At 72.2% G+C, this 20,941-nt stretch carries 16 protein-coding genes; 6 read left to right on the forward strand and 10 right to left on the reverse strand.

Annotation, left to right across the window (positions count from 1 at the left end):
* Positions 1–2: 2 nt before the first annotated feature.
* The gene (locus AC3IYJ_RS25110; protein WP_489397007.1) at positions 3–557 is read right to left on the reverse strand and encodes a peroxiredoxin; all 555 of its coding nucleotides are present in this window, start codon (positions 555–557) and stop codon (positions 3–5) included.
* Positions 558–692: 135 nt separating this feature from the next.
* Between AC3IYJ_RS25110 and AC3IYJ_RS25115 the strand changes: the two genes are divergently transcribed.
* Complete coding sequence (locus AC3IYJ_RS25115; protein ID WP_489397008.1) at positions 693–1,640, forward strand: hydrogen peroxide-inducible genes activator; 948 nt, start codon at positions 693–695, stop codon at positions 1,638–1,640.
* Between the two features lie 39 nt (positions 1,641–1,679).
* Here AC3IYJ_RS25115 and AC3IYJ_RS25120 read toward each other — a convergent pair whose 3' ends face one another.
* The 5 genes from AC3IYJ_RS25120 to AC3IYJ_RS25140 all read right to left on the reverse strand — a co-directional run bounded on the left by AC3IYJ_RS25120 (position 1,680) and on the right by AC3IYJ_RS25140 (position 6,637).
* Positions 1,680–4,049 (reverse strand): ABC transporter permease, encoded by a 2,370-nt coding sequence (locus tag AC3IYJ_RS25120; protein WP_489397009.1) that lies wholly within the window; start codon positions 4,047–4,049, stop codon positions 1,680–1,682.
* Entirely contained in the window at positions 4,046–4,732 is a 687-nt protein-coding gene (locus AC3IYJ_RS25125) for an ABC transporter ATP-binding protein (RefSeq protein WP_489397010.1), read from the reverse strand. The genes AC3IYJ_RS25120 and AC3IYJ_RS25125 overlap by 4 nt, the downstream gene beginning before the upstream one ends.
* Positions 4,729–5,253, reverse strand: coding sequence for a PadR family transcriptional regulator (locus AC3IYJ_RS25130; RefSeq protein WP_489397011.1), 525 nt, complete (start codon positions 5,251–5,253; stop codon positions 4,729–4,731). The genes AC3IYJ_RS25125 and AC3IYJ_RS25130 overlap by 4 nt, the downstream gene beginning before the upstream one ends.
* Before the next feature lie 179 nt (positions 5,254–5,432).
* Positions 5,433–5,729, reverse strand: coding sequence for a type II toxin-antitoxin system antitoxin (locus AC3IYJ_RS25135; RefSeq protein ID WP_489397012.1), 297 nt, complete (start codon positions 5,727–5,729; stop codon positions 5,433–5,435).
* Positions 5,726–6,637, reverse strand: coding sequence for an SPFH domain-containing protein (locus AC3IYJ_RS25140; protein WP_489397013.1), 912 nt, complete (start codon positions 6,635–6,637; stop codon positions 5,726–5,728). The genes AC3IYJ_RS25135 and AC3IYJ_RS25140 overlap by 4 nt, the downstream gene beginning before the upstream one ends.
* Positions 6,638–6,881: 244 nt before the next feature.
* On the opposite strand from AC3IYJ_RS25140, the gene AC3IYJ_RS25145 reads away from it, so the two are divergent.
* Positions 6,882–9,143 carry a transglycosylase domain-containing protein gene (locus tag AC3IYJ_RS25145; protein ID WP_489397014.1) on the forward strand — a complete coding sequence of 754 codons (2,262 nt, stop codon included), beginning with the start codon at positions 6,882–6,884 and terminating at the stop codon, positions 9,141–9,143.
* A 97-nt stretch (positions 9,144–9,240) separates the two neighbouring features.
* Here the strand turns inward: AC3IYJ_RS25145 and AC3IYJ_RS25150 are convergent, their stop codons facing one another.
* The 3 genes from AC3IYJ_RS25150 to AC3IYJ_RS25160 all read right to left on the reverse strand — a co-directional run bounded on the left by AC3IYJ_RS25150 (position 9,241) and on the right by AC3IYJ_RS25160 (position 14,012).
* Positions 9,241–11,439: a SpoIIE family protein phosphatase gene (locus AC3IYJ_RS25150; RefSeq protein ID WP_489397015.1), complete on the reverse strand. Its 2,199-nt coding sequence runs from the start codon at positions 11,437–11,439 to the stop codon at positions 9,241–9,243.
* A 253-nt stretch (positions 11,440–11,692) separates the two neighbouring features.
* Positions 11,693–12,484 carry a cytidylyl-2-hydroxypropylphosphonate hydrolase gene (gene fomD, locus AC3IYJ_RS25155; protein ID WP_489397016.1) on the reverse strand — a complete coding sequence of 264 codons (792 nt, stop codon included), beginning with the start codon at positions 12,482–12,484 and terminating at the stop codon, positions 11,693–11,695.
* A 112-nt stretch (positions 12,485–12,596) separates the two neighbouring features.
* A complete protein-coding gene (locus AC3IYJ_RS25160) occupies positions 12,597–14,012 on the reverse strand; it encodes a class II fumarate hydratase (RefSeq protein WP_489397017.1) in 1,416 nt (471 codons plus the stop codon).
* Between the two features lie 107 nt (positions 14,013–14,119).
* Here AC3IYJ_RS25160 and AC3IYJ_RS25165 point away from each other — a divergent pair, with 107 nt between their 5' ends.
* The 4 genes from AC3IYJ_RS25165 to AC3IYJ_RS25180 all read left to right on the forward strand — a co-directional run bounded on the left by AC3IYJ_RS25165 (position 14,120) and on the right by AC3IYJ_RS25180 (position 20,045).
* The gene (locus tag AC3IYJ_RS25165; RefSeq protein ID WP_489397018.1) at positions 14,120–15,649 is read left to right on the forward strand and encodes a ricin-type beta-trefoil lectin domain protein; all 1,530 of its coding nucleotides are present in this window, start codon (positions 14,120–14,122) and stop codon (positions 15,647–15,649) included.
* A gap of 409 nt (positions 15,650–16,058) precedes the next feature.
* Positions 16,059–17,273, forward strand: coding sequence for a hypothetical protein (locus tag AC3IYJ_RS25170; RefSeq protein WP_489397019.1), 1,215 nt, complete (start codon positions 16,059–16,061; stop codon positions 17,271–17,273).
* Between the two features lie 45 nt (positions 17,274–17,318).
* Positions 17,319–19,424: a tetratricopeptide repeat protein gene (locus AC3IYJ_RS25175; protein ID WP_489397020.1), complete on the forward strand. Its 2,106-nt coding sequence runs from the start codon at positions 17,319–17,321 to the stop codon at positions 19,422–19,424.
* Between the two features lie 15 nt (positions 19,425–19,439).
* Positions 19,440–20,045 carry a flavin reductase family protein gene (locus AC3IYJ_RS25180; RefSeq protein ID WP_489397021.1) on the forward strand — a complete coding sequence of 202 codons (606 nt, stop codon included), beginning with the start codon at positions 19,440–19,442 and terminating at the stop codon, positions 20,043–20,045.
* Here AC3IYJ_RS25180 and AC3IYJ_RS25185 read toward each other — a convergent pair.
* Entirely contained in the window at positions 19,977–20,873 is an 897-nt protein-coding gene (locus tag AC3IYJ_RS25185; RefSeq protein ID WP_489397022.1) for an AfsR/SARP family transcriptional regulator, read from the reverse strand. The genes AC3IYJ_RS25180 and AC3IYJ_RS25185 overlap by 69 nt on opposite strands.
* Positions 20,874–20,941 lie beyond the last annotated feature (68 nt).

Here is a 20,941-nt window from a genome sequence, read left to right on the forward strand (position 1 = left end):
GCTCACTCACCGGCCAGCAGCGCGCCGGCGTCGAGGGTGCTCTCGCCCTTGTTCCAGTTGCAGGGGCACAGCTCGTCGGTCTGCAGGGCGTCGAGGACCCGCAGGACCTCCTTGGGGTTACGGCCGACGGAACCGGCGGTCACCATGGAGAACTGGATCTCGTTGTTCGGGTCCACGATGAAGACCGCGCGCTTGGCGAAGCCGTCCTCGCCCTGGATGCCGCAGTCCTTCATGAGCTCGTGCTTGGAGTCGGCCAGCATCGGGAAGGGCAGGTCACGCAGGTCGGCGTGGTCCTTGCGCCAGGCGTGGTGGACGTACTCGGAGTCGCCGGAGACGCCGAGGACCTGGGCGTCGCGGTCGGCGAACTCGTCGTTCAGCTTGCCGAAGGCGGCGATCTCGGTCGGGCAGACGAAGGTGAAGTCGGCGGGCCAGAAGAACACCACGCGCCACTTGCCCTCGTAGGACTTGTGGTCGATCTGCGCGAACTCGGCTCCGGCCTCCAGCGACACGCAGGCGGTCAGATCGTAGGTGGGGAACTTGTCACCGACAGTGAGCACGCGCTCTCCTTGCGAACGGGAAAGTGACCCTTTTGGGGGCTTTCCAGCGGGGTTGGACGTATCTCACATGCTGACACAGCTGCATTGATTGCAGAAATAGCTAGTCTAGAGACCAGTGATCGGAGGTACCTATCAGTGGCTGTCGGTAACAGGGGTGCGAAGCAGGCCACGCTCGCACAGCTGCGGGCGTTCGTAGCCGTGGCCGAGCACCTGCACTTCCGGGACGCGGCCGGCGCCATCGGGATGAGCCAGCCCGCGCTCTCCGGGGCCGTCTCCGCGCTGGAGGAGGCGCTCGGGGTCCAGCTGCTGGAGCGGACCACCCGCAAGGTGCTGCTCTCGCCCGCCGGGGAGCGGATCGCGGTCCGGGCGCGGGCCGTGCTCGACGCCATGGGCGGGCTGCTGGAGGAGGCCGAGGCGGTACGGGCCCCCTTCACCGGGGTGCTGCGGCTCGGGGTGATCCCCACCGTGGCCCCGTACCTGCTGCCGACCGTCCTCGGGCTCTTCCAACGGCGCTACCCGCGCCTCGACCTCCAGGTGCACGAGGAGCAGACGGCCTCGCTGCTGGAGGGGCTTTCCGGCGGGCGGCTCGACCTGCTGCTCCTCGCCGTGCCGCTCGGGGTCCCCGGGGTCACCGAACTGCCGCTCTTCGACGAGGACTTCGTCCTGCTCACACCGCGCGAGCACCCGCTCGCCGGACGCAGGGACATCCCGCACGAAGAGTTGCGCGGACTGCAGCTGCTCCTCCTCGACGAGGGGCACTGCCTGCGCGACCAGGCCCTCGACATCTGCCACGACGCCGGACGCACCACCGGGGCGGACGTCACCACCACCGCCGCCGGGCTGTCCACCCTCGTACAACTGGTCGCCGGGGGGCTCGGCGTCACGCTGTTGCCGCGCACCGCCCTGCGCCTGGAGACGGCCCGCAACGAGCGGCTGGCCACCGGGTACTTCGCCGAGCCCGCGCCCTCGCGGCGGATCGCGCTGGCGATGCGGACGGGAACGGCCCGCGAGGCGGAGTTCCGCGCCGTCGCCGACGCGCTGCGCGAAGCCGTGCGCCCGCTCCCCGTCTGGCTGACGGACTGAGAGCGGGCGCGGGGCGTACGGGGCTTCGTGCGGTCCGGGTTACTCCGTGCGCAGCCCGTCCGGGCGCATCAGGCGCACCAGGGCCGGCAGGCTGAGCAGGGTGACCAGGACGGCCACGCCCCCGCCGATGCCGATCATCGACAGGACCGAGGACCAGTCGATCCGGATCGAGACCCCCGCCATCTGCATCAGGACCGTGCCGAGCGCGAGACCGACCACGGTGGCCAGGGCCAGGCCCAGGCCGATCGGCAGGGCGGTCTGCCACAGCACCGACAGGCTGAGCGTGGAGCGCTTCGTACCGAAGGCGACCAGCGCGGACAGCAGCTTCTTGCGCTCGCGCAGCTGCTCCAGCTGGGAGACCAGCAGGCTGGCACCGATCAGCATCAGCACGAGGGCGGAGCCCACGAACAGGCCGGTGCGGATGGAGGCGTAGCGGTCGTTGACCTCGGTGGGCTGCACGGTCATCGGGACGGACAGCGGGTCGGCCTTGAAGGCGGCGTTGCGGGCCAGCTCCATGGCGTCGGGCACCTTCGGGTCCAGCTTCACGTACACCCGGGAGGACTGGTAGTTCCCCATGCCCTTCGGGGCGGCGGCCGGGGTGACCAGCAGTCCGGTCAGCATGTCGCCCATGGGGCCCTTGCGGGCCTGCACGGTGCGGGCGTCGGCGGGCACGGTCCAGGCGACCGGCTTGGTGCTGTCGTCCTCGTTGTCCTTGAAGATGTTCCCGGCGAACAGCTTCTCGCCGGGCTTGGCGACATCGCCGGTCATGCCGCTGGGAGTGGGATCACCGGCGATGACGAAGGCGTCGCCGTCCTTGCAGGAGGGCAGCTGGGCGTACTCCTTGAGGGCGGCGCAGGTGCCGGTCGTCACCGAGATCGCCGGGTCGCTGTAGGACATGTCCGCGCTGCGCCCGGCATTGGTCGAGGATTCCGCGACGGCCTGGGTGACGCCCTTGGTCGCGGCCAGGGCCTGGGCGACGGCCTCGCCGCCGGTGCGGGAGCGCTGCATGACGGAGAGCGCGGCCCGGCTGGGGTCCTGGCCGGTGTCCTTGGTGTACGAGTCCGCGGTGGAGGCGAAGAGCATCTGCAGGGCGATGGCTCCGGCGACCGCGACGGCGATGCCGTTGACCAGCCGGGCGGAACTGCCGCTGGTCAGCTGGAGCCGGCGGGCGGCGAGCTGCCAGGAGACCGGGCCCGCGCCGCCGATCCGGCCGACGACGCGTTCCAGTACCCAGGGGAGCAGGACAGTGATGCCGACGAGCAGCAGCACCACACCGCCCGAGACCTGCCACTGGTTGAACTGCCCGCTGTCGTTGCCCTTGCCGATCATCGGGGCCAGCAGGCCGAGCCCGGCCAGCGGGAGCAGCAGCCGCCACCAGATCCGGCGCCTGCCCGGGGTCGCCGTCCGGACCACGCCGAGCGGCTCGATGACCACGCCGCGCAGGGCGAACAGGGTCACGGCCACGGCCGCGGCGGGCACGGCGAGCGCGATGAGCGCGGCCGGCCAGGGCGCCGGGTTGAGGTCGGAGGGGAAGACGCTGCGCTGGTAGAGGTCCATGGCCGGGGCGAGCCGGCGGGCCGCCAGGAAGAAGCCGGTGCCCAGGGCCAGGCCGATCAGCGATCCGGCGGCAGCCTCGCCGGCGGCGATCCGGCGGACCATGTGGCCGTCGGCGCCGACCAGGCGCAGTGCGGCGAGCCGGCGGTCGCGACGGTCGCCGCCGAAGCGGACGGCGGCGCCGATGAACACGGCGACCGGCATCAGCAGGGCGACGAAGGTCAGCACCACGAGGAGCGTGAGGACGGGGTCGAGGGCCTCCTCCTCCTGACTGTTCTCGAAGGCGGTGACCCGCTGGACGTAGTTGGGGGCGCTCTCGCGGAGCTCGGTGAGCCGGTCGCTGCCCGCGTAGAAGTAGAGGTCGCCGGGGCCGACCAGGCCGGAGTCGCCGATGGTTCCGACGATCTTCCCGTCGAGGCGGTCGCGCAGCAGCTTGCCCTCGCCGGTCTTCATGAGCCTGTCGAGGGCCGGGGAGACGACCAGTTCGCCGGCGCCGGGGAACTTCTTGACGCCCGGCGGCAGCGGGGCGTCCGGCCCCTCGGGCTGCACGAGCCGTCCGTCGATCCCGTAGGCGCGGTACGTCTGGTTCGCGTCCACGATCAGCAGGGTGTCGCGGCCGGGCTGTTCGGAGGTGGGCGAGGTGATGGTCTGGCGGGCGGCGCCGCGCGCGTCGCGGGCCGCCAGGGCGCTGGGGACGGCGCTGGTGATGAGCAGCAGGCCGACGCCGAGGCCGACGCCCACGCCGGTGAGCAGGGTGCGGGTCCAGCCCTGGCGGCCGCCGCCGAAGGCGAAGCGGGCGCCGAGCGCGAGGTCGCGGGCCCAGACCCGCAGCGCGCTCTGCTTGCCGTGGCTCATACGGCGCGCTCCATGTCGCGGGACTTGCCGTCGCGCACGACGATCTCGCGGTCGGAGTACGCGGCCACGCGGGTCTCGTGCGTGACGAGGACGACGGCGGCGTTGGTGGACCGGGCGGCCTCGGTGAGCAGCTGCATCACCAGCTCGCCGTTGAGGGAGTCCAGGGCTCCGGTGGGCTCGTCGGCGAAGATCAGCCGGGGGTTGGTGACGAGGGACCGGGCGACGGCCACGCGCTGGCCCTGGCCGCCGGAGACCTCGCCGGGGCGCTTGCCGCCCAGGTCGTCCACCTGGAGCCGCTCCATCCACTCCAGGGCGGTGCGTTCGGCCGCCTTGCGCTTGACTCCGGTCAGGCGCAGCGGCAGGGCGACGTTCTCCACGCAGGTCAGCTCGGGGACGAGCTGGCCGAACTGGAAGACGAAGCCGAACTCGCCGCGGCGCAGGGCGCTGCGCTCGGCGTCGTTCATGGCGGAGAGCTCGCGGCCGGCGTAGGTGATGGTGCCGGAGTCGGGGGTGACGATGCCCGCGAGGCAGTGCAGGAGGGTCGACTTGCCGGAGCCGGAGGGCCCCATGATGGCGACGACCTCGCCGGCGTGGATGGAGAACTCGGCGCCGTCGAGGGCGTTGGTGGTGCCGTACGCCTTACGGAGCTCCGTGGCGCTGAGCAGAGTGCCGGCCGGGGTCATCGGCGTACCTCCTGGGTGAGCTGGTCGAGGCGGGCGGCGGTGAGTTCGAGCCACCGCAGGTCCGCTTCGAGGTGGAACAGGGCGTGGTCGCAGACCAGCTGGTCCGCGAGGTCCCCCTTGCGCTTGCGCTGGGTGAGGATGCGCATCAGGCGCAGGTGTTCGGCGCGCTGGGTGTCCAGCAGCTCCTGGGCGCTGCGGCCGGTCAGGAGCGCGAGCACGACCTTGGTGTAGAGCGTGGTCTGGAGGTACGGCTCGGGCTTCTCGGGCTGCGCGAGCCAGGCCGTGACATCGGTGATCCCGGCGTCGGTGATGGCGTAGCGCTTGCGCTCGGGACCGCCGCCGCTCTCGACTCCGTCGACCTCGACGAGGCCGTTCTTCAGGAGCCGGGACATGGTCGAGTAGACCTGCCCGTAGGCCAGCGGGCGGTCGTGCCCGAATCTCTCGTCGAAGGCGCGCTTGAGGTCGTAACCGTGGCGGGGGCCGGCCTCCAGGAGACCGAGCAATGCGTGACCGATGGACATGGCTTCGACTGTACATGCGGTGTATACCCTCGCTGTATACGCACAGTGTATAGCTGGCGGGGTGGAGGGTGTTTCTGCAGGTCAGGGTCGATTGTCACAATAAGAAACGGACCCCTGGGGCAATGTGCCACAGGGGTCCGTGCGGTGTCCGTGCCGTGCGGTCCGTGCGGTCCGTGCGGTCAGTCGGTGGGCTTCGGCGGGCGGCCGCGGGGCCGGATGGGACCCGCTCCGCCGGGCAGCCGGCCGGCCTCCGACAGGGCGCGCCGCAGCAGGAACTCGATCTGCGCGTTGGCGCTGCGCAGCTCCTCGCCCGCCCACCGGGCGAGCGCGTCGTGCACCTGGGGATCGAGCCGCAGCAGCACCTGCTTGCGGGCCTGGCGGGCCTGCTTGGGCCCGGCCGCGGGTTCGCTCCCCGTGCCCTCCGTGCCCTCCGTGCCCTCCTCGGGCTCCGTGGCGCTGCCGCCGTCGGGGCTCACTGGTAGAGGGTGCCCGTGTTGACGACGGGCTGGGCCGCGCGGTCCCCGCACAGGACCACCATCAGGTTGGACACCATCGCCGCCTTCCGTTCCGGGTCGAGGTCCACGATGTCCTGCTCCGCGAGGCGGGTCAGGGCGAGTTCGACCATACCGACCGCCCCCTCGACGATCTGCTTGCGGGCCGCGACGATGGCGCCCGCCTGCTGGCGCTGGAGCATCGCGGAGGCGATCTCCGGGGCGTACGCGAGGTGCGTGAACCGGGACTCGATGATCTGGACGCCGGCGGCCTCGACCCGGGCGGCCAGTTCGGCGGTCAGCTTCTCGGTGATCTCCTCGGCGTTGCCGCGCAGCGACAGGCCGCCGTCCTCGTGGGCGTCGTAGGGGTACTCGATGGCGATGTGCCGGACGGCCGTCTCGGTCTGGGTCTCGACGAACTCGGTGAAGTCGTCGACCTCGAAGACGGCGCGCGCCGTGTCCTCGACCCGCCACACCACGACGGCCGCCAGTTCGATCGGGTTGCCGTAGGCGTCGTTGACCTTCATGACGGGCGTCTCGTGGTTGCGCACCCGGGTGGACAGGGGCCGACGGGAGGTCAGCGGGTTGACCCAGCGCAGTCCGTCGGTGCGGACCGTGCCGCGGTAGCGGCCGAAGAGCTGGACCACGCGGGCCTCGCCCGGGGCGACGGTGTTCAGCCCGCTCATGGCCACGACGGCGGCGATGGTCAGCAGGATGCCGCAGGCGATCAGGCCCGCCTTGGCGCCGTCGCTGCCGGCCACGGCGCCGGCGAATACCAGGGCCACCCCGGCGAGCACTCCCGCCAGTCCGAGCAGCAGCGCGAGCCCGCCGCCGACGCTCCGCGCGGGGAACTCCCGTACGCCCGCTTCGGCGACGCCCTTGTTCTCTGTCATGGTCTGCCCCGTTTCCTTCGATGGCCGCCGGTCGGGCGCCCTATCAAAGTGATATCACTTTTCAGCGTCCGCCGACAGTCCTCGGCAACCTCGCGGCCCTTCCGTGCGTCGGTTCCATATGGGCGGGTGCTGATTCTCACGTCCGAATTGACCGGTATTGACGCTGGTTGGCCATCCTTTGTCACAACCTGCGGTGTTAGCTTTCTGAGCTGACGTCGGGGGGTAATCGAGCGGAGCGGGAGCGATGGGCCGAGCAGAAGCGCGAAAGGCGCAGCAGCAGCGCGGTGCGCGACGAGCGCCGCGCGGGCGCGCCAAGGGCAAGGGCGGGAAGCCGGGCAAACCGACCGGCATACGCCGCTTCTTCACCTGGAGGAAGATCCTCGGAACCTTCTTCGGGGTGGTCCTGCTCGGCATGGCGGCCCTGATCGGCCTCTACTTCTACGTGGACGAGCCCAACCCGAACGCCGAGGCCCTGACGCAGAACAACGTCTACAAGCTGTCCGACGGCACGGTCATGGCCCAGGTGGGCAAGACGAACCGTCAGATCGTTCCGATCGACAAGATCCCCGAGGACGTGCAGACGGCCTTCATCGCGATCGAGAACAAGTCCTTCTACGAGGACCGCGGCGTCGACTTCAAGGGCATCGCGCGAGGGCTGTTCAACACCGTCACCGGCAAGGGCAAGGCCGGCGGCTCGACCATCACCCAGCAGTACGTCAAGAACTTCTACCTGACCCAGGACCAGACGGCGACCCGCAAGCTGAAGGAGATGGTCATCTCCCTCAAGGTCGACCAGAGGATGAAGAAGCCCGAGATCCTCGCGGGCTACCTGAACACCAACTTCTACGGCCGCAACGCCTACGGCATCCAGGCCGCGGCCCAGGCCTACTACGGGGTCGACGCCGACAAGCTGACCCTGGAACAGGGCGCGTACCTCGCCGCGGTCCTCCAGGCCCCCAGCCAGTACGACTGGGCCACCGCCGGCCCGAACGGCAAGCGCCTCGTCATGGTCCGCTTCAACGGCGTCCTCGACAACATGGTCGAGATGGGCAAGCTGGACCCGGCCAAGCGCAAGGAAATGAAGTTCCAGGAGCCGATCAAGCCCAAGGCCCCGCCCGGCATGGAGGGCCAGAAGGGCTACCTGATCCAGGCGGCCGACGAGGAGCTCAAGAAGCAGACCGGCATGAGCGAAGCCGAGCTCAAGGCCGGCGGCTGGGAGATCACCCTCACCGTCGACCCGAAGAAGCAGGCCGCCCTGGAGCAGGCCGTTCAGGACGAGCTGGAATCCAAGCTCGACCGCAAGGGCCGCCCGGTCGACGCCGCCGTCCAGGCGGGCGCCACCTCCGTGGACCCGAAGACCGGCGCGATCGTCGCGATGTACGGAGGCACGGGGCAGAGCGAGCAGTGGGCCAGCAACGCCCTGCGCAAGGACTTCCAGCCCGGCTCGACCTTCAAGCCGGTCGTGCTCGCCTCCGCCCTGGAGACCGGCGCGACCACGCAGGACGGCAAGCCGATCACCCCGAACGCCCTCTACGACGGCACCAGCAAACGCCCCGTGGTCGGCAGCAACACCCCGTTCAACCCGCAGAACCAGGACGACCGCAACTACGGCAACCCGATGATGACGGTGCAGGACGCCACCAACTCCTCGGTGAACTCCGTCTACGCCCAGATGATCGTGGACGTCGGTCCCAAGAACGCGAAGAAGACCGCCCTCCAGCTCGGCATGCAGGACCGCGAAGGCTGGCCCGAGGACCGGCCGGCCATGTCGCTCGGCACCATGAGCGCCGACACCCTGGAAATGGCCGGCGTCTACGCCACCTTCGACAACCACGGCAAGAAGGTCACGCCCAGCATCATCAAGTCCGCCGTGCACAAGGATCGCGAGTACAAGCCGGTCCGCGCCATCGGTGACCAGGCCATCAGCCGCAAGACCGCCGACACCGTCACCAAGGTGCTCACCGGCGTCGTCGAGGACGGCTCCGGCAAGGCCGTCAAGAGCTCGGCCTACGAGGCCGCGGGCAAGACCGGCACCACCGAGAAGAACGTGGCCGCCTGGTTCACCGGGTTCACCCCGGAACTCGTCACCGTCGTCGCGATGTTCGGCGACGAGCCCGGCACCCACACCCAGACCAGCCTGACCGGTACCGCCGGCGGCGGACGCGCGGGCGGCTCCAGCTTCCCGGCCGCGATCTGGAAGGAATACACGCTCGCCGCGCTCAAGGGCGCGGACACCGGCTCCTTCGACCTGGAGGAGGCCGACATGGGCAAGGCCCAGACGCCGAGCGGCACCACCTCCCCGACGAACACGCCGACCCAGTCCGCGACCACCCCGCCGCCGGGCGGCAACACGACGCCGCCGTCGACTCCCACGCCGACGCCGCCGTCGACTCCCACGCCGACCCCGCCGAAGCCCCCGACGCCGACGCCGACCCCGACGCCGACTCCCACGCCGCCGCCGACGAAGACCCCGCCGCCCCCGGACCCGGGACCGGGGGGGAGGTAGGCCGAGCGCCTGCCCCGCCGTCAACGCCGCTAGGAACGCCAACGCCAACGCCCCCGCAGTCGCGGGGGCGTTGGCGTTCGTATCGGCGGCGGTGCGCTCAGCTCCGGTCCTGCGCCCCCGGCAGCGCGAGCTCGAACCAGACCACCTTGCCGCTGCTGAGCCGGGTCGCACCCCAGCGGCGGGCCATCCGGTTGACCAGGAACAGGCCGCGGCCGCCCTCGTCGTCGTCCCGCGCCCGGCGCTGGCGCGGCAGCTGCGGGGAGTCGTCGCCGACCTCGCAGCGCAGCACGTCCGTCTTCAGGAGGCGCAGCGTGACGGGCCGCTCGGCGTACCGCACCGCATTCGTCACCACCTCGCTCACCAGCAGCTCCAGCGAGTCCTGGAGCTCCTCCAGCCCCCAGCGGGACAGCGCGCGGCGGGCGAACCGGCGGGCCCGGCCCGGAGCGGTCTCCTCCGGGTCCAGGAACCAGTACGCCACGTCACTGGGCGCGATCCCGTCGAACCGGGCCGCGAGCAGCGCGATGTCGTCGTCCCGGTCGCCGGGACCGAGCATGTCCAGGATGTCGTCGCACAGGGCTTCCAGTGGCGGCGGGTGGTCCAGGCCCGTCAGCTGTGCGGTGGTGGCCAGGCGTTCGCGCAGCTGCTCGATGCCGGTCCACACGTCGCGCAGCCGGGACTCGACGAGCCCGTCGGTGTACAGCACGAGGGTGGCCCCGGCCGGGGCGTCGAGCTCCACGGCCTCGAAGTCCACACCGCCGACGCCGATGGGGGCGCCGGGGGGTACGCGCAGCACCTCGGCGCGGCCGCCCAGGTGCAGGAGGACCGGCGGCGGGTGGCCCGCGTTGGCGATGGTGATCCGGTGCGACACCGGGTCGTAGACGGCGTAGAGGCAGGTGGCCATCCGGTCGGAGCCCAGGCGCTGCGCCTGCTCGTCCAGGTGGTGCAGGACCTCGGCGGGCGGCAGGTCGAGCTGCGCCAGCGTCTGGGCCGTCGTGCGGAGCTGTCCCATGATCGCGGCGGAGGTCATGGAGTGGCCCATGACGTCGCCGACGACGAGCGCGACCCGGCTGCCGGGCAGGGGTATGGCGTCGTACCAGTCCCCGCCGACCCGGGCGGTCTCGGCCGCGGGCAGGTAGCGGCTGGCGAGCCGGACCCCGGTGGGCTGGGGGAGGCTGTCGGGCAGCATCGTGCGCTGGAGCTCGTCGGCGATGTAGGCCTCGCGCCCGTAGAGCACGGCCTTGTCGATGCCCAGCGCGGTGTGGGTGGCCAGCTGGGCGGCGACCAGCAGGTCGTTCGTCTCGAAGGCCGGCCGCTCGGGGGTGCGCAGGAACACCGCCGCGCCGATGACACGACGGCGGCCCCGCAGCGGCGCGAGGATGGCCCGCTGACCGCGCGGTACGGGGTGGTCCGCGCCCAGCAGCTCCGGCAGCGCGGCCCGCGCGGCGGCGGAGGACCCGAAGACGGGCCGGACGCCGCGCAGCACCTCGGCGAGCGCCCCGCCGGGGCGGATCTCGCAGAGCTCGGCGGCGGGCAGGTCACCCTGCGGGCCGACCAGGGCGAGCTGGCTGAAGTCGAGCTCGCCGTCCGGGGTGGCGCCGAAGGTGCCGCCGCCCGTGCCCGCGCCGGTGCCGACCCCGGTGAACTCGTCGATCGGCCGGAGCCGGTCGGTGCGCCGGAGCCTGAGGACGACCGGGCCTACGGGGCGTTCGTCGCCCACGGGGAGCGGGTCGCGCAGGTAGACGAGGATGGCGTCGGAGAAGGTGGGCACGGTGGCCCGGCACAGCCCGAGCACGATCTCGTCGAGGTCGATGCCGCGCGCGATCCGCCGGGTGGCGGCCCCGACGAAGCGCAGCCGGTCCCCTTCCCGGCGCGCGATGGCCTCGGGACCGGTACCGGTTGCCTGGCCGGGCGCGGAACCGGACCCGCCACCGGCTTGGCCGGACGCCGAACCGGACCGGCCGGGCTCCCCGGCCCCGCTGCCCGCGGCCACCGCGATGGCGCGCGCGGCGTCACCATCGGGGCCCGGGCCCGGGCCCGCCGCCGTGTCGCCGCCCGGTTCCCCGGTGGCGGCCGCGCCGTCGCGCGGGCGCGCCGCACCACGGGGGTGGGGGAAGCCGGCCGCCTGGGTCTGCGCATGCGTGCGTACGGCCTCGGCGGCCGTGACCGGGGCCTTGCCGTGGCCCTGTTCCTCCGTGCGACCGCCGGAGGCACCGGCCTTGCCGTGGCCCGGCTCGTCGGTCCGACCGCCGGAGGCAACCGGCTGCGAGCCCTCCTGAGAGGTGGGGTACTCCGTCACGCGTGGCATTCCGTCCGTTTGCGCTCGATGTGCGCTGCACTCAACTCGGTCAGTCGCGGTATACCCGCTCAGCGGCGGGGACACCATCACCCCGTGGTTCCGGGTCCCGCTCGTTACCTCTCGTCGTGCGTCGACCTCCGGTCAATCCACGCTCACCTGGGGTCATTTGCCGGAGAAAGACCGTACGGCACCCCTGCCGACGACCTGGCGGAGGACGATCCTACGATTGTCCCCCGGGGGCGCATCAAGGGTCTCATGAGGTCATATGCGCCGGAGTGCGGTCCCAGTCATCGGGCAGCGCAGGGACTCCCCAGGCCGGGTCCGGCCGCCAATCCTGCCAGCCGTCGCAGAACGGCGGCCCCCAGGCCTTGATCAGGTCCACCGCGGCCCGCCCCGCGGCCTGGACCCGCCGGGCCTGTTCGCCGTCCATCAGACCCGACCGCTGGGCCTGCGCGAACTCGTCCTCGTCCCGCCATTTCCACGTCCGGTCCGGGTATACGGAGATGTCGAGGAAGTGGTCCTCGGAGTCGACCCCGCCGGACCAGCGGGAGCGGGGCTCCTCAAGGTTCACGTACCAGCTCTTGAAACGCCAGCCATGTTCCCAGAACAGCCACACCGACCACGGTTCCCCGGGCCGCGCCAGCTTGAGCACGCCCGCCCCGAACCAGCGCGACCGCACGGTGGTGCGCGGCGCGGTGTACCGGGTGGCGAGCGGCTCCTCGTGGACGGGGGTCCCGTCGGCGAGCACCGGCTTGACGCACTCGGTGCCCGGGGCCATCCATACGGCGAGGAGCTCGTCGGTGTCGCGCACCACGGTCACGGGCCGGCAGATGTGGACCCCGCCCTCGAGGCCGGGCGCGTGGTCGCGGTAGCGCCAGAGGATCTGGTCCCCGGGCAGCCAGCGCCCGCCCGGCGCGGAGTCCCGCGCCGGGTCCTGGGCGGTGCCCCGCGCGGCGTCCTGCGCCGGGTCGTGCCCCGTGCCGTGGGACGGGCCCCGTACCGGGCCCCGCGCTCTGCCGCCCCCGCGGCCTCCATGACCTGTCATGGGCAGATCTTAGGGCTGGGGCCCGGAACCTGGCCGCTGGGCAGGTCACGGAGGTGTCCGGGGACCGGAAAAGACCGGATCCGGACCCCTGCGCGGAGCCGGACCGGCCGGTTCAGGGGTGGGTCATCCGCAGGACGTCCAGGGCCTCGTCGAGCTGTTCGAGGGTGAGGTCGCCGCGTTCCACGTAGCCGGAGTCCAGGACGACCTCGCGGATGGTCCTGCGTTCCGCGAGGGACTTCTTGGCGACCTTGGCGGCCTCCTCGTAGCCGATGTAGCGGTTGAGCGGGGTCACCACGGAGGGCGAGGACTCGGCGTATTCCCTGGCCCGTGCCGTGTTGGCGGTGATTCCGTCGACCGTGCGGTCGGCCAGCAGGCGGCTGACGCTGCCGAGCAGGCGGATCGATTCGAGGAGGTTGCGGGCCATCACGGGGAGCATCACGTTGAGCTCGAAGTTGCCCGCCGCGCCCGCGACCGCGACGGCGGTGTCGTTGCCCATCACCTGGGCGGCGACCATCAGGGCGGCCTCCGGTACCACCGGATTGACCTTGCCGGGCATGATCGAGGAACCCGGCTGAAGATCCGGCAGATTGATTTCGGCCAAACCGGTGCGCGGCCCGGAAGCCATCCAGCGCAGGTCGTTGCAGATCTTGGTGAGCGAGACGGCGACCGTGCGGAGCATCCCCGAGGTCTCCACCAGTGCGTCCCGCGCCCCCTGGGCCTCGAAGTGGTTGCGGGCCTCGGTCAGCGGCAGTCCGGTCGCCGCGGCCACCTCGGCGATGACGGCGGCGGAGAATCCGGGCGGGGTGTTGATCCCGGTTCCCACGGCCGTGCCGCCCAGCGGGAGTTCGGCCAGCCGGGGCAGCGCCGCCCGCAGCCGTTCGACGCCGTAGCGGAGCTGGACCGCGTACCCGCCGAACTCCTGGCCCAGGGTGACCGGGGTGGCGTCCATCAGGTGCGTCCGCCCGGCCTTGACCACCGCGAAGAACTCGGCGGCCTTGCGCTCCATCGCCTCGGCCAGGTGCTCCAGGGCGGGGATCAGCTCGCGGGTGACGGCGGCGGTGGCGGCGACGTGGATGGAGGACGGGAAGACGTCGTTGGAGCTCTGCGAGGCGTTGACGTGGTCGTTGGGGTGGACGGGGCGGCCGAGCCGCTCGGTGGCCAGGGTGGCGATGACCTCGTTGGCGTTCATGTTGGACGAGGTTCCGGAACCCGTCTGGAACACGTCGACGGGGAAGTGCTCGTCCCAGCGGCCCTCGGCGACCTCGGCGGCCGCCGAGGCGATCGCGGCGGCGATGTCCTCGTCGACCACGCCGAGCCGGGCGTTGACGGCGGCGGCCGCGGCCTTGATCCGGGCCAGGGCCTCGATGTGGGCGCGCTCCAGGCGCTGTCCCGAGATGGGGAAGTTCTCCACCGCGCGCTGGGTCTGAGCTCGCCATTTGGCGCCCTCGGGGACGAGTACGTCGCCCATCGAGTCGTGCTCGATCCGGAACCCGGCGGGGGGCTGCTGGGCCTGCTGATTTTCGGTCATGTGTGGTGCCTCCTCAAAAAGTTGAGCAATTGTCTTGTTCGGACTGTTCCCAACTCGCTTACTGGCCAGTAAATACCGGGGGTAACACTGATATCGGGGAGGCGTTCATGGCACGTGCCCGTACACAATCCAGGCTCAGATCTACCGTCGCCGCCGGCGCGGCGATCGCGGCCGTCCTCGGGGGAGTCACCGCCATCACCCCCATGGCCCACGCGGCGACCGCCGCCGGGCCCTCGGCCACCCCCCTCTCGCCCGAACTGGAGGCCATCCGGGCGGCCGAGTCGACGAGCATCTACGGCGACTCCGCGATCCGCCCGCTCGCGGACCGCAAGACCGGCCTGATCTCGCTCGGCGACAGCGAGATCTCGGGCGAGGGCGTCGGCAACTACGACCCCGCGACCAACACCTCGTCCAACCAATGCCACCGCTCGCCCGACTCGGCGATCCACCGCACCGGCATCCCGGCCGACTTCACCTTCAACGTGGCCTGCTCCGGCGGGTACACCGGCAACATCAAGATCGGCGGGAGCAAGCAGTACGCCGACGAGCTGGTCCAGAGCGACAGCCTCGCCATCAAGGCCCGCAACACCAGGATCAAGATGGTGCTGCTGGTCGCCGGCGCCAACGACGACCTGCAGTTCGGTCCGGTCATGACCGACTGTGTCACACGCTGGGTGCTCAGCCAGGGCACCTGCGAGCCGAAGTACGGTCCGGGCTGGCAGGCGCGCGTCGACGGCCTCAAGCCCAAGGTGGAGTCGACGATCGCGGACCTCAAGACGGTCATGCGCGACGCGGGCTACGCCGACTCCGACTACAAGCTGGTCGTGATGGGCTACCCCAGCCCGATCGGCCCCGACTTCTACGACAACCCCGACTTCCCCGGCAAGCTCCCCGGAGGCTGCGCCGGCTACGACTCCGACGCCGCCTGGGGCCGCAACTACGCCGTGCCCACCTTCGAGAAGGGCATGCGCGCGGCCGCCCTCGCCGCGGGCGCGACCTTCCTCGACAACTCGCGGCTCTTCAACGGCCACGAGGTCTGCATGGAGGACACCTGGGCCCGCGGCCTCTACCTGGACCTCGGGGACCACTTCCCGTGGGACGAGAACACCGCCCGCCAGTCCTTCCACCCGAACTACCGCGGCCACGGCGCCTTCGCGTCGTGCCTGACCCAGCTCTACACCTCCGGCCTGCGCGAGGCCTCCTGCGCCGACCCGGCGAGCACCGGCACCCCCGTGCTGCAGGCAGGGGCCTGGGACGACCTGTACAAGCCGCTGAAGAACGAGGCGACCGGCAACTGCCTCGACGCCAACGGCGGCTCCAGCGCCAACAACACCAAAATCATCGGCTGGGACTGTCACGGCGGCCGCAACCAGGGCTGGTGGTACGACTCCGCGAAGAAGTCGATCCACATCCAGCTGACCCAGGACCGCTGCCTCGACGCCCCCGCCGGCAACTACGGCAACGGCACCGCGATGATCATCTGGAACTGCCACGGCGGTCCCAACCAGCAGTTCGTCCGTGACGGAGCCACCATCCGGCCCGCCGCCGCCCCGGGCATGTGCGTGACGGTGGCCGCGGCTCACGAGCCGCTGCGCCTGCAGACCTGCAACGGCTCGGCGAACCAGCGCTTCGTGTAATCCCCCTGCTCGACGCGAGACCCCCGCTCGATGTGACACCCCCGTTCCTCGTGACACCCCCGCCACACCCGCACCCCCCACGCCCGGCCGGCGCACCCCGGTCGGGCGTTCCCATGTTCGGGCGAGGGTGCGCGCTCCGGACTTTGGCGGCGGTTTGGGGAACTTCTGGCGGGCCTCGGCAGCATGGACGACGTCCAGTCCCCACCCATCCTCCCGAAGGAGGTGCATCCACATGAAGAAGATCCAGATCCGCAAGGCCGGTCCGGTCCGCCTGACCTCTTCCGCCTGCTCGCACTACCCGAGCCCCGCCTAACCACACCCGGGCGAGTTCGCGCACGGGCGTCCCCGGTCACTCTCGGGGGCGCCCTCCCCGGCCCCGGCCCGGCCGACGAGAGACGGAGCGCCCGCCATGGCGGAGCCGGCCCACCTCAGCCCCGACAGCTCCCACGACGTACCGCTGGCACTCCATCCGCTGGTCTACCTGGAGGACGGCGACGAGGTCACCATCGGACGCCGCGACACCGAGTCCTACGCGATCTTCCCGCCCGACGGAGCCGAACTCGTACGCCGGCTCCAGGAGGGCGCCACCCCCGCGCAGGCCGCCGACTGGTACGAGGACACGTACGGGGAGCGCGCCGACGTCGGGGACGTCGTCGAGGCCCTGCACGAGCTCGGCTTCGTACGCGCCGAGGGCGAGGAGGCGGCGGCCCCGGAACCCGTGCGCTGGCAGCGGCTCGGCCGGGCGGTCTTCTCCCCGGCGGCCTGGGTCTGCTACGGGCTGGCCGTGGCCTGGGCGGTGGTCAGCGTGGTGCGCAGGCCCGAGCTCCTGCCGTCCCCGCAGGACCTGGTCTTCAGCCACTACTACGCGGTGATCACCCTCGTCCTGCTCGTGGTCGCCGTCCCGCTGATCGCGCTCCACGAGATCTTCCACGCGCTGGCCGGCCGCCGCCTGGGCATCCGCTCGCGTACGAGGATGTCGTACCGGTTCTACTTCCTCGTCGTCGAGACCTCGCTGGACGGCCTGGCCGGGGTGGAGCGCCGCAAGCGCTACCTGCCGATCCTCGCCGGGATGGTCGCCGACACCGTACTGATCAGCCTCGCGGTCATCGCGGCCGGCTTCACGCACGGGCTGACCGCCCGCCTGTGCCTGGCCGTGGCCTTCACGACCTTCATCCGGGTGCTGTGGCAGTTCTTCCTCTACCTGCGGACCGACGTCTACGTCCTGATCACCACCGTGCTCGGCTGCGTGGACCTGCACACCACCTCGCTGCGCATGCTGGCCAACCGGGTCAACCGGCTGCTGGGCCGCACCGACCGGCTCACCGACGAGTCCCTGTGGCACCCCGTGGACCGGCGGGTCGCCCGCTGGTACTCCTGGCTGCTCCCGGCCGGCTACGTCCTCAGCCTGAGCACCTTCCTCTGGGGCATCGGCCCCGTCTTCCTGAACATGATCTCCGCCTCGCTCGACCGGTTCGGCGCGGGCCACGGCTCGACCTGGGTCCAGCTCCTCGACGCGGCGGTCTTCCTCGCCTTGACCTTCGCCCAGATCGCCATCGCCCTCTGGCTCGCCGCCAGGGAGCGCATCCGCAGCCGGCGGGCCCGGCTCCACCACGTCATCGCCTGACCGCCCCGTCCCGAAACCCCCGGGCCCTCATGCAAGGAGTCATCGATGAGCGGGCACCACTGGATCTCCGCGCCGCACCGTCACGAGCGCGAAGCGCTGACGGCCGGTCTCGACCTGCCCCCGCTGCTCGCGTCCGTGGACGCTCACCGGCGCCTGCGCGGCCCGTACACCGCCGCCGGTACGCTGCTGCGGCTGCTGGCCCCCGAGGCGCTGGAGCGGCGGCCCGCCCTGGCGGCCCGGCACTACATCGAGCTCCAGGAGAGCACGCCCGAACTGGCCCCGCTGGTACCGCCGATCACCCATCACATCGAGGAGCAGTCGACGGCCGGCGAGGTCAGCCGCTACCCGGCCCGCCTGCACTCCCTGCGCGTGGCCCACGGCATCGTGGACTTCCTGCTCGGAGCCCTCGCCGACGCGGCGTGCGGCCCGCGCACCCTGGTGGTGGAGAACATCCAGCACGCGGACGTCACCGACCAGGAGTTCCTGGCGGCCGCCCTGCGCCGGATCCCGCCCGAGCTGCTCACCCTCGTGCTGTGCTCGGGGACGGCCCGGCTGCTGGACCCGCCCGGCTTCCCCTCGCTCTCGCTCCCGGACGCGCTGGCCGCGCACACGACGAGGACGCGGGGCGCAGTCTCCGTAGGACCTGCGCGCACCCCCGGTCCGGAGGCGGCCCGGGAGTACGTGGACGGGGACTGCGTGGCCGAGGAACCGGCGCTGACCGAGGCCTACGGGCGCCTCGGCGCGGCCGAGCGCGCCGCGCTCCACGACCGCCGGGCCGCTGAACTCGCCGAGCGGGCCGAGCGCGAACCCTCGCTCCGGCTGGGTGCCCTGCCCTACCACCTGATGCGCGGCTCCGACGCGGCCGGAGCCGGGGTCGAGGCCCTGCGCGCGGCCCTGCTGCGCTGCAAGTACCTGGGCTTCTACCACATCGCGGCCGAACTGGGCGATGAGGGAAGGCGGTTCGTGGACCCGGCCGAACGCCCCGAGCTGTGGTGGGTGTTCATCCGCGAGTCCGGAGTCTGCCTGGCGGCGGCGGGCCGCCCCGACGAGTCGGCCGTGCTCCAGGAAGAGGCGCGGACGGCCACCTTGAACCCCGCGCACCACATGAAGCTCGCCTACGAGATCGGCATGCTCTACGCACGCCACTACCCGGAGGAGCGGCGCGATCCGCGCCGGGCGCGGGCCTGGGTCAACACGGCCATCGCGCTGGCGGACCTGCTGCCCGACCCCAAGGAGCGGTCCTTCTACTCGGTCTTCAACCGCAACGGGCTCGCCCTCGTGGAGGTCCGCGACGGCCGCCCCGACGAGGCGCTGCGGCTGCTCGACGAGGGGATCGAGCGGCTCGGCCGGGAGCTGGGCCTGGGGGAGAAGACCTGGCACCGGGTCGGCCTGCGCTACAACCGGGCCCAGGTCAACAGCATGAGCGGGCGACTGGAGGCGGCCCTGGAGGACTACGCGGAGATCATGGACGCGGACGACGACTTCGCGGACCACTACTTCAACCGGGGCAACATCCTGCGCAAGCTCGGCCGCATCGAGGAGGCCATCGCCGACTACGAGCGGGCCCTGTCCCTCGAAGCGCCCTTCCCGGAGGCTTACTACAACAGGGGCGACGCCCGGCTGGAACTGGGCGACACCGAAGGCGCACTGGCCGACTTCGACCGCACCCTGGAGCTGGAACCGGGCCACCAGGAGGCGCTGCTCGGCCGGGCCGGCCTGTTCGCCGACGCGGGTGACGCGGAGGCGGCCCTCGCGGACGTGGACGCCGGGCTGTCCCAGGCCCCCGGCCACGCCCACCTGCTGTGCCTGCGGGGCCGGCTGCTGGCGGAGGAGGGCCGGACCAAGGAGGCCGCCGAGGCCCTGGCGGCCGCGCTGGCCGGCGATCCGGGGCTGGCCGAGGCCTGGGCCGTCAGGGGCGAACTGGCCTATCTGGAAGGCGATCTGCCGGCCGCGGCCGCCGACTTCGACCGGGCGGTGGAGTTGGCCGACCGGCCCGACTTCCGCTTCAACCGGGCCGTGGTCCACGAGGCGGCCGGCCGGTTCGCCGAGGCGGCGACGGACTACGAGGCCGTCTACGCGGCCACGGGCGACCCCGACGCGGTCCGGCAACGCGACGTCTGCCGGCGCGCCGCCGAGCGCAGCGCCGTCTGAGGCGGAGCGGACCGGATGAGCCTGCGTCGGAGGGAGGAGGGACCGCGGTCGCGGCCGGACACCCGGCCGGGCGACCCGGCGGCCGCGTTCACCGAGGCGATGGCCCGCCTGGTGTCCGGGGTGGCGGTGGTCTGCGCGCGCCGCGCCGACGGCAGCCCGTGCGGACTGCTGGTGTCCTCCCTCAGCTCCTACAGCGTGGCCCCGCCGTCGGTGATGGTGGCGCTCGCACGCGGTTCGCGCACCTACCGGGCCATGGGGGCACGGGTGGGCACGCCCTTCGGGGCGCATCTGCTGGGCTCCGCGGACGAGGCCCTCGCGAAGGTGTTCGCGGGGAGCTCCCGGGACAAGTTCGACGACGTGGTGTGGGACTGGGACGAGGGGACGCCCCGGATCGCGGGCGTCCCGGTCTACCTCAAGTGCCGGGTGGCCGCGGTCCTTCCGCACGGGGACCACGTGGTGCTGGTGGCCGAGGTGGTGGGCTGCACGGTGGCGGAGGCCGAGCCGCTGGTCTACTACCGGCGCCGCCTCGGCTGGCGCCTGGGTCCGGGAGGTTCAGTGCCCGACGGGCTGCAGGAGCCGGGGGCGGCGACATCGGCCGTGAACGGGGGCCGACGGGTGTAACCCGTGCAGCAGGGCCCGCTGTACGGCCTGCAGTCCGGGCCCCGGCTCCATGCCGGTCCCGGCGACGACGACGCTCCGCGCGCGGGCGAAGGCGTCCAGCGCCTCGGCCCGCCGGCCGGTGCCGGCCAGGGCCAGCATCAGCTGCTCGTGGAAGGCTTCGCGCAGCGGGTGCCGGGCGCACAGCTCGGCCAGGTCGGCGACGACCTCCTGGGCACGGCCCGCGCAGATGTCGGCGCCGATCCGGTCGTGGAGCAGCGCGAGCCGCTCCTCCTCCAGGCGGACCGCGTAGTACGCGGGCAGTCGCGCCGGGCCCAGGTCGGCCAGCGGCCGGCCCCGCCACATCGAGAGCGCCCCCGAGAAGGACTCGCTGGCCGCCCCGCAGTCCCCGGCGGCCAGTAGCCGCCGGCCGCGCGCGGCCAGGGCCCGGCAGAGGTCGAGGTCCAGCTCGCCCGGTGCCACGGACATCACGTAGCCGGAGCCGGCCGTGCGGAGCACCGGGTGGCGGCGCGGGTCCCCGCCCGCGCGGCCGTGCGCCGGGTCCAGGGTCCGGCGCAGCCCGGACACGTACATCTGCAGGGTCGCCGCGGCGGATCTCGGCGGGTGCCCGTCCCACAGCTCGTCGATCAGCATGTCCGCCGAGGCCAGCCGGTTGGAGTGCAGCAGCAGGACCGCGAGCAGGGCCCGGTGCTTGAGCGGGCTCGGCGTGCACGGCACCCCGGCCCGGCGGACCTCCAGCGGCCCGAGGAGGAGGTAGCGCGGTCCGCGGCCCGAGGCGCTCCCGCCGCTTGGGCCGCTCTCCGTGGGTCTGTCGGCCGCCGTGCGTCTCATCCTGTGCCGTGTGCCGCTCATGCCCAGCCACCTCGCCCGTGCCACGGCGCCGGTGAGCGCCTGTCCAG

This window comes from Streptomyces sp. GL_140, assembly GCF_057834465.1.

Coding starts and splice junctions, on each gene's coding strand:
- AC3IYJ_RS25120 (WP_489397009.1), bottom strand. CDS start 4,049: ATGAGCCACGGCAAGCAGAGCGCGCTGCGGGTCTGGGCCCGCGACCTC.
- AC3IYJ_RS25125 (WP_489397010.1), bottom strand. CDS start 4,732: ATGACCCCGGCCGGCACTCTGCTCAGCGCCACGGAGCTCCGTAAGGCG.
- AC3IYJ_RS25130 (WP_489397011.1), bottom strand. CDS start 5,253: ATGTCCATCGGTCACGCATTGCTCGGTCTCCTGGAGGCCGGCCCCCGC.
- AC3IYJ_RS25140 (WP_489397013.1), bottom strand. CDS start 6,637: ATGACAGAGAACAAGGGCGTCGCCGAAGCGGGCGTACGGGAGTTCCCC.
- AC3IYJ_RS25145 (WP_489397014.1), top strand. CDS start 6,882: ATGGGCCGAGCAGAAGCGCGAAAGGCGCAGCAGCAGCGCGGTGCGCGA.
- fomD (WP_489397016.1), bottom strand. CDS start 12,484: ATGACAGGTCATGGAGGCCGCGGGGGCGGCAGAGCGCGGGGCCCGGTA.
- AC3IYJ_RS25160 (WP_489397017.1), bottom strand. CDS start 14,012: ATGACCGAAAATCAGCAGGCCCAGCAGCCCCCCGCCGGGTTCCGGATC.
- AC3IYJ_RS25165 (WP_489397018.1), top strand. CDS start 14,120: ATGGCACGTGCCCGTACACAATCCAGGCTCAGATCTACCGTCGCCGCC.
- AC3IYJ_RS25170 (WP_489397019.1), top strand. CDS start 16,059: ATGGCGGAGCCGGCCCACCTCAGCCCCGACAGCTCCCACGACGTACCG.
- AC3IYJ_RS25175 (WP_489397020.1), top strand. CDS start 17,319: ATGAGCGGGCACCACTGGATCTCCGCGCCGCACCGTCACGAGCGCGAA.
- AC3IYJ_RS25180 (WP_489397021.1), top strand. CDS start 19,440: ATGAGCCTGCGTCGGAGGGAGGAGGGACCGCGGTCGCGGCCGGACACC.
- AC3IYJ_RS25185 (WP_489397022.1), bottom strand. CDS start 20,873: ATGAGACGCACGGCGGCCGACAGACCCACGGAGAGCGGCCCAAGCGGC.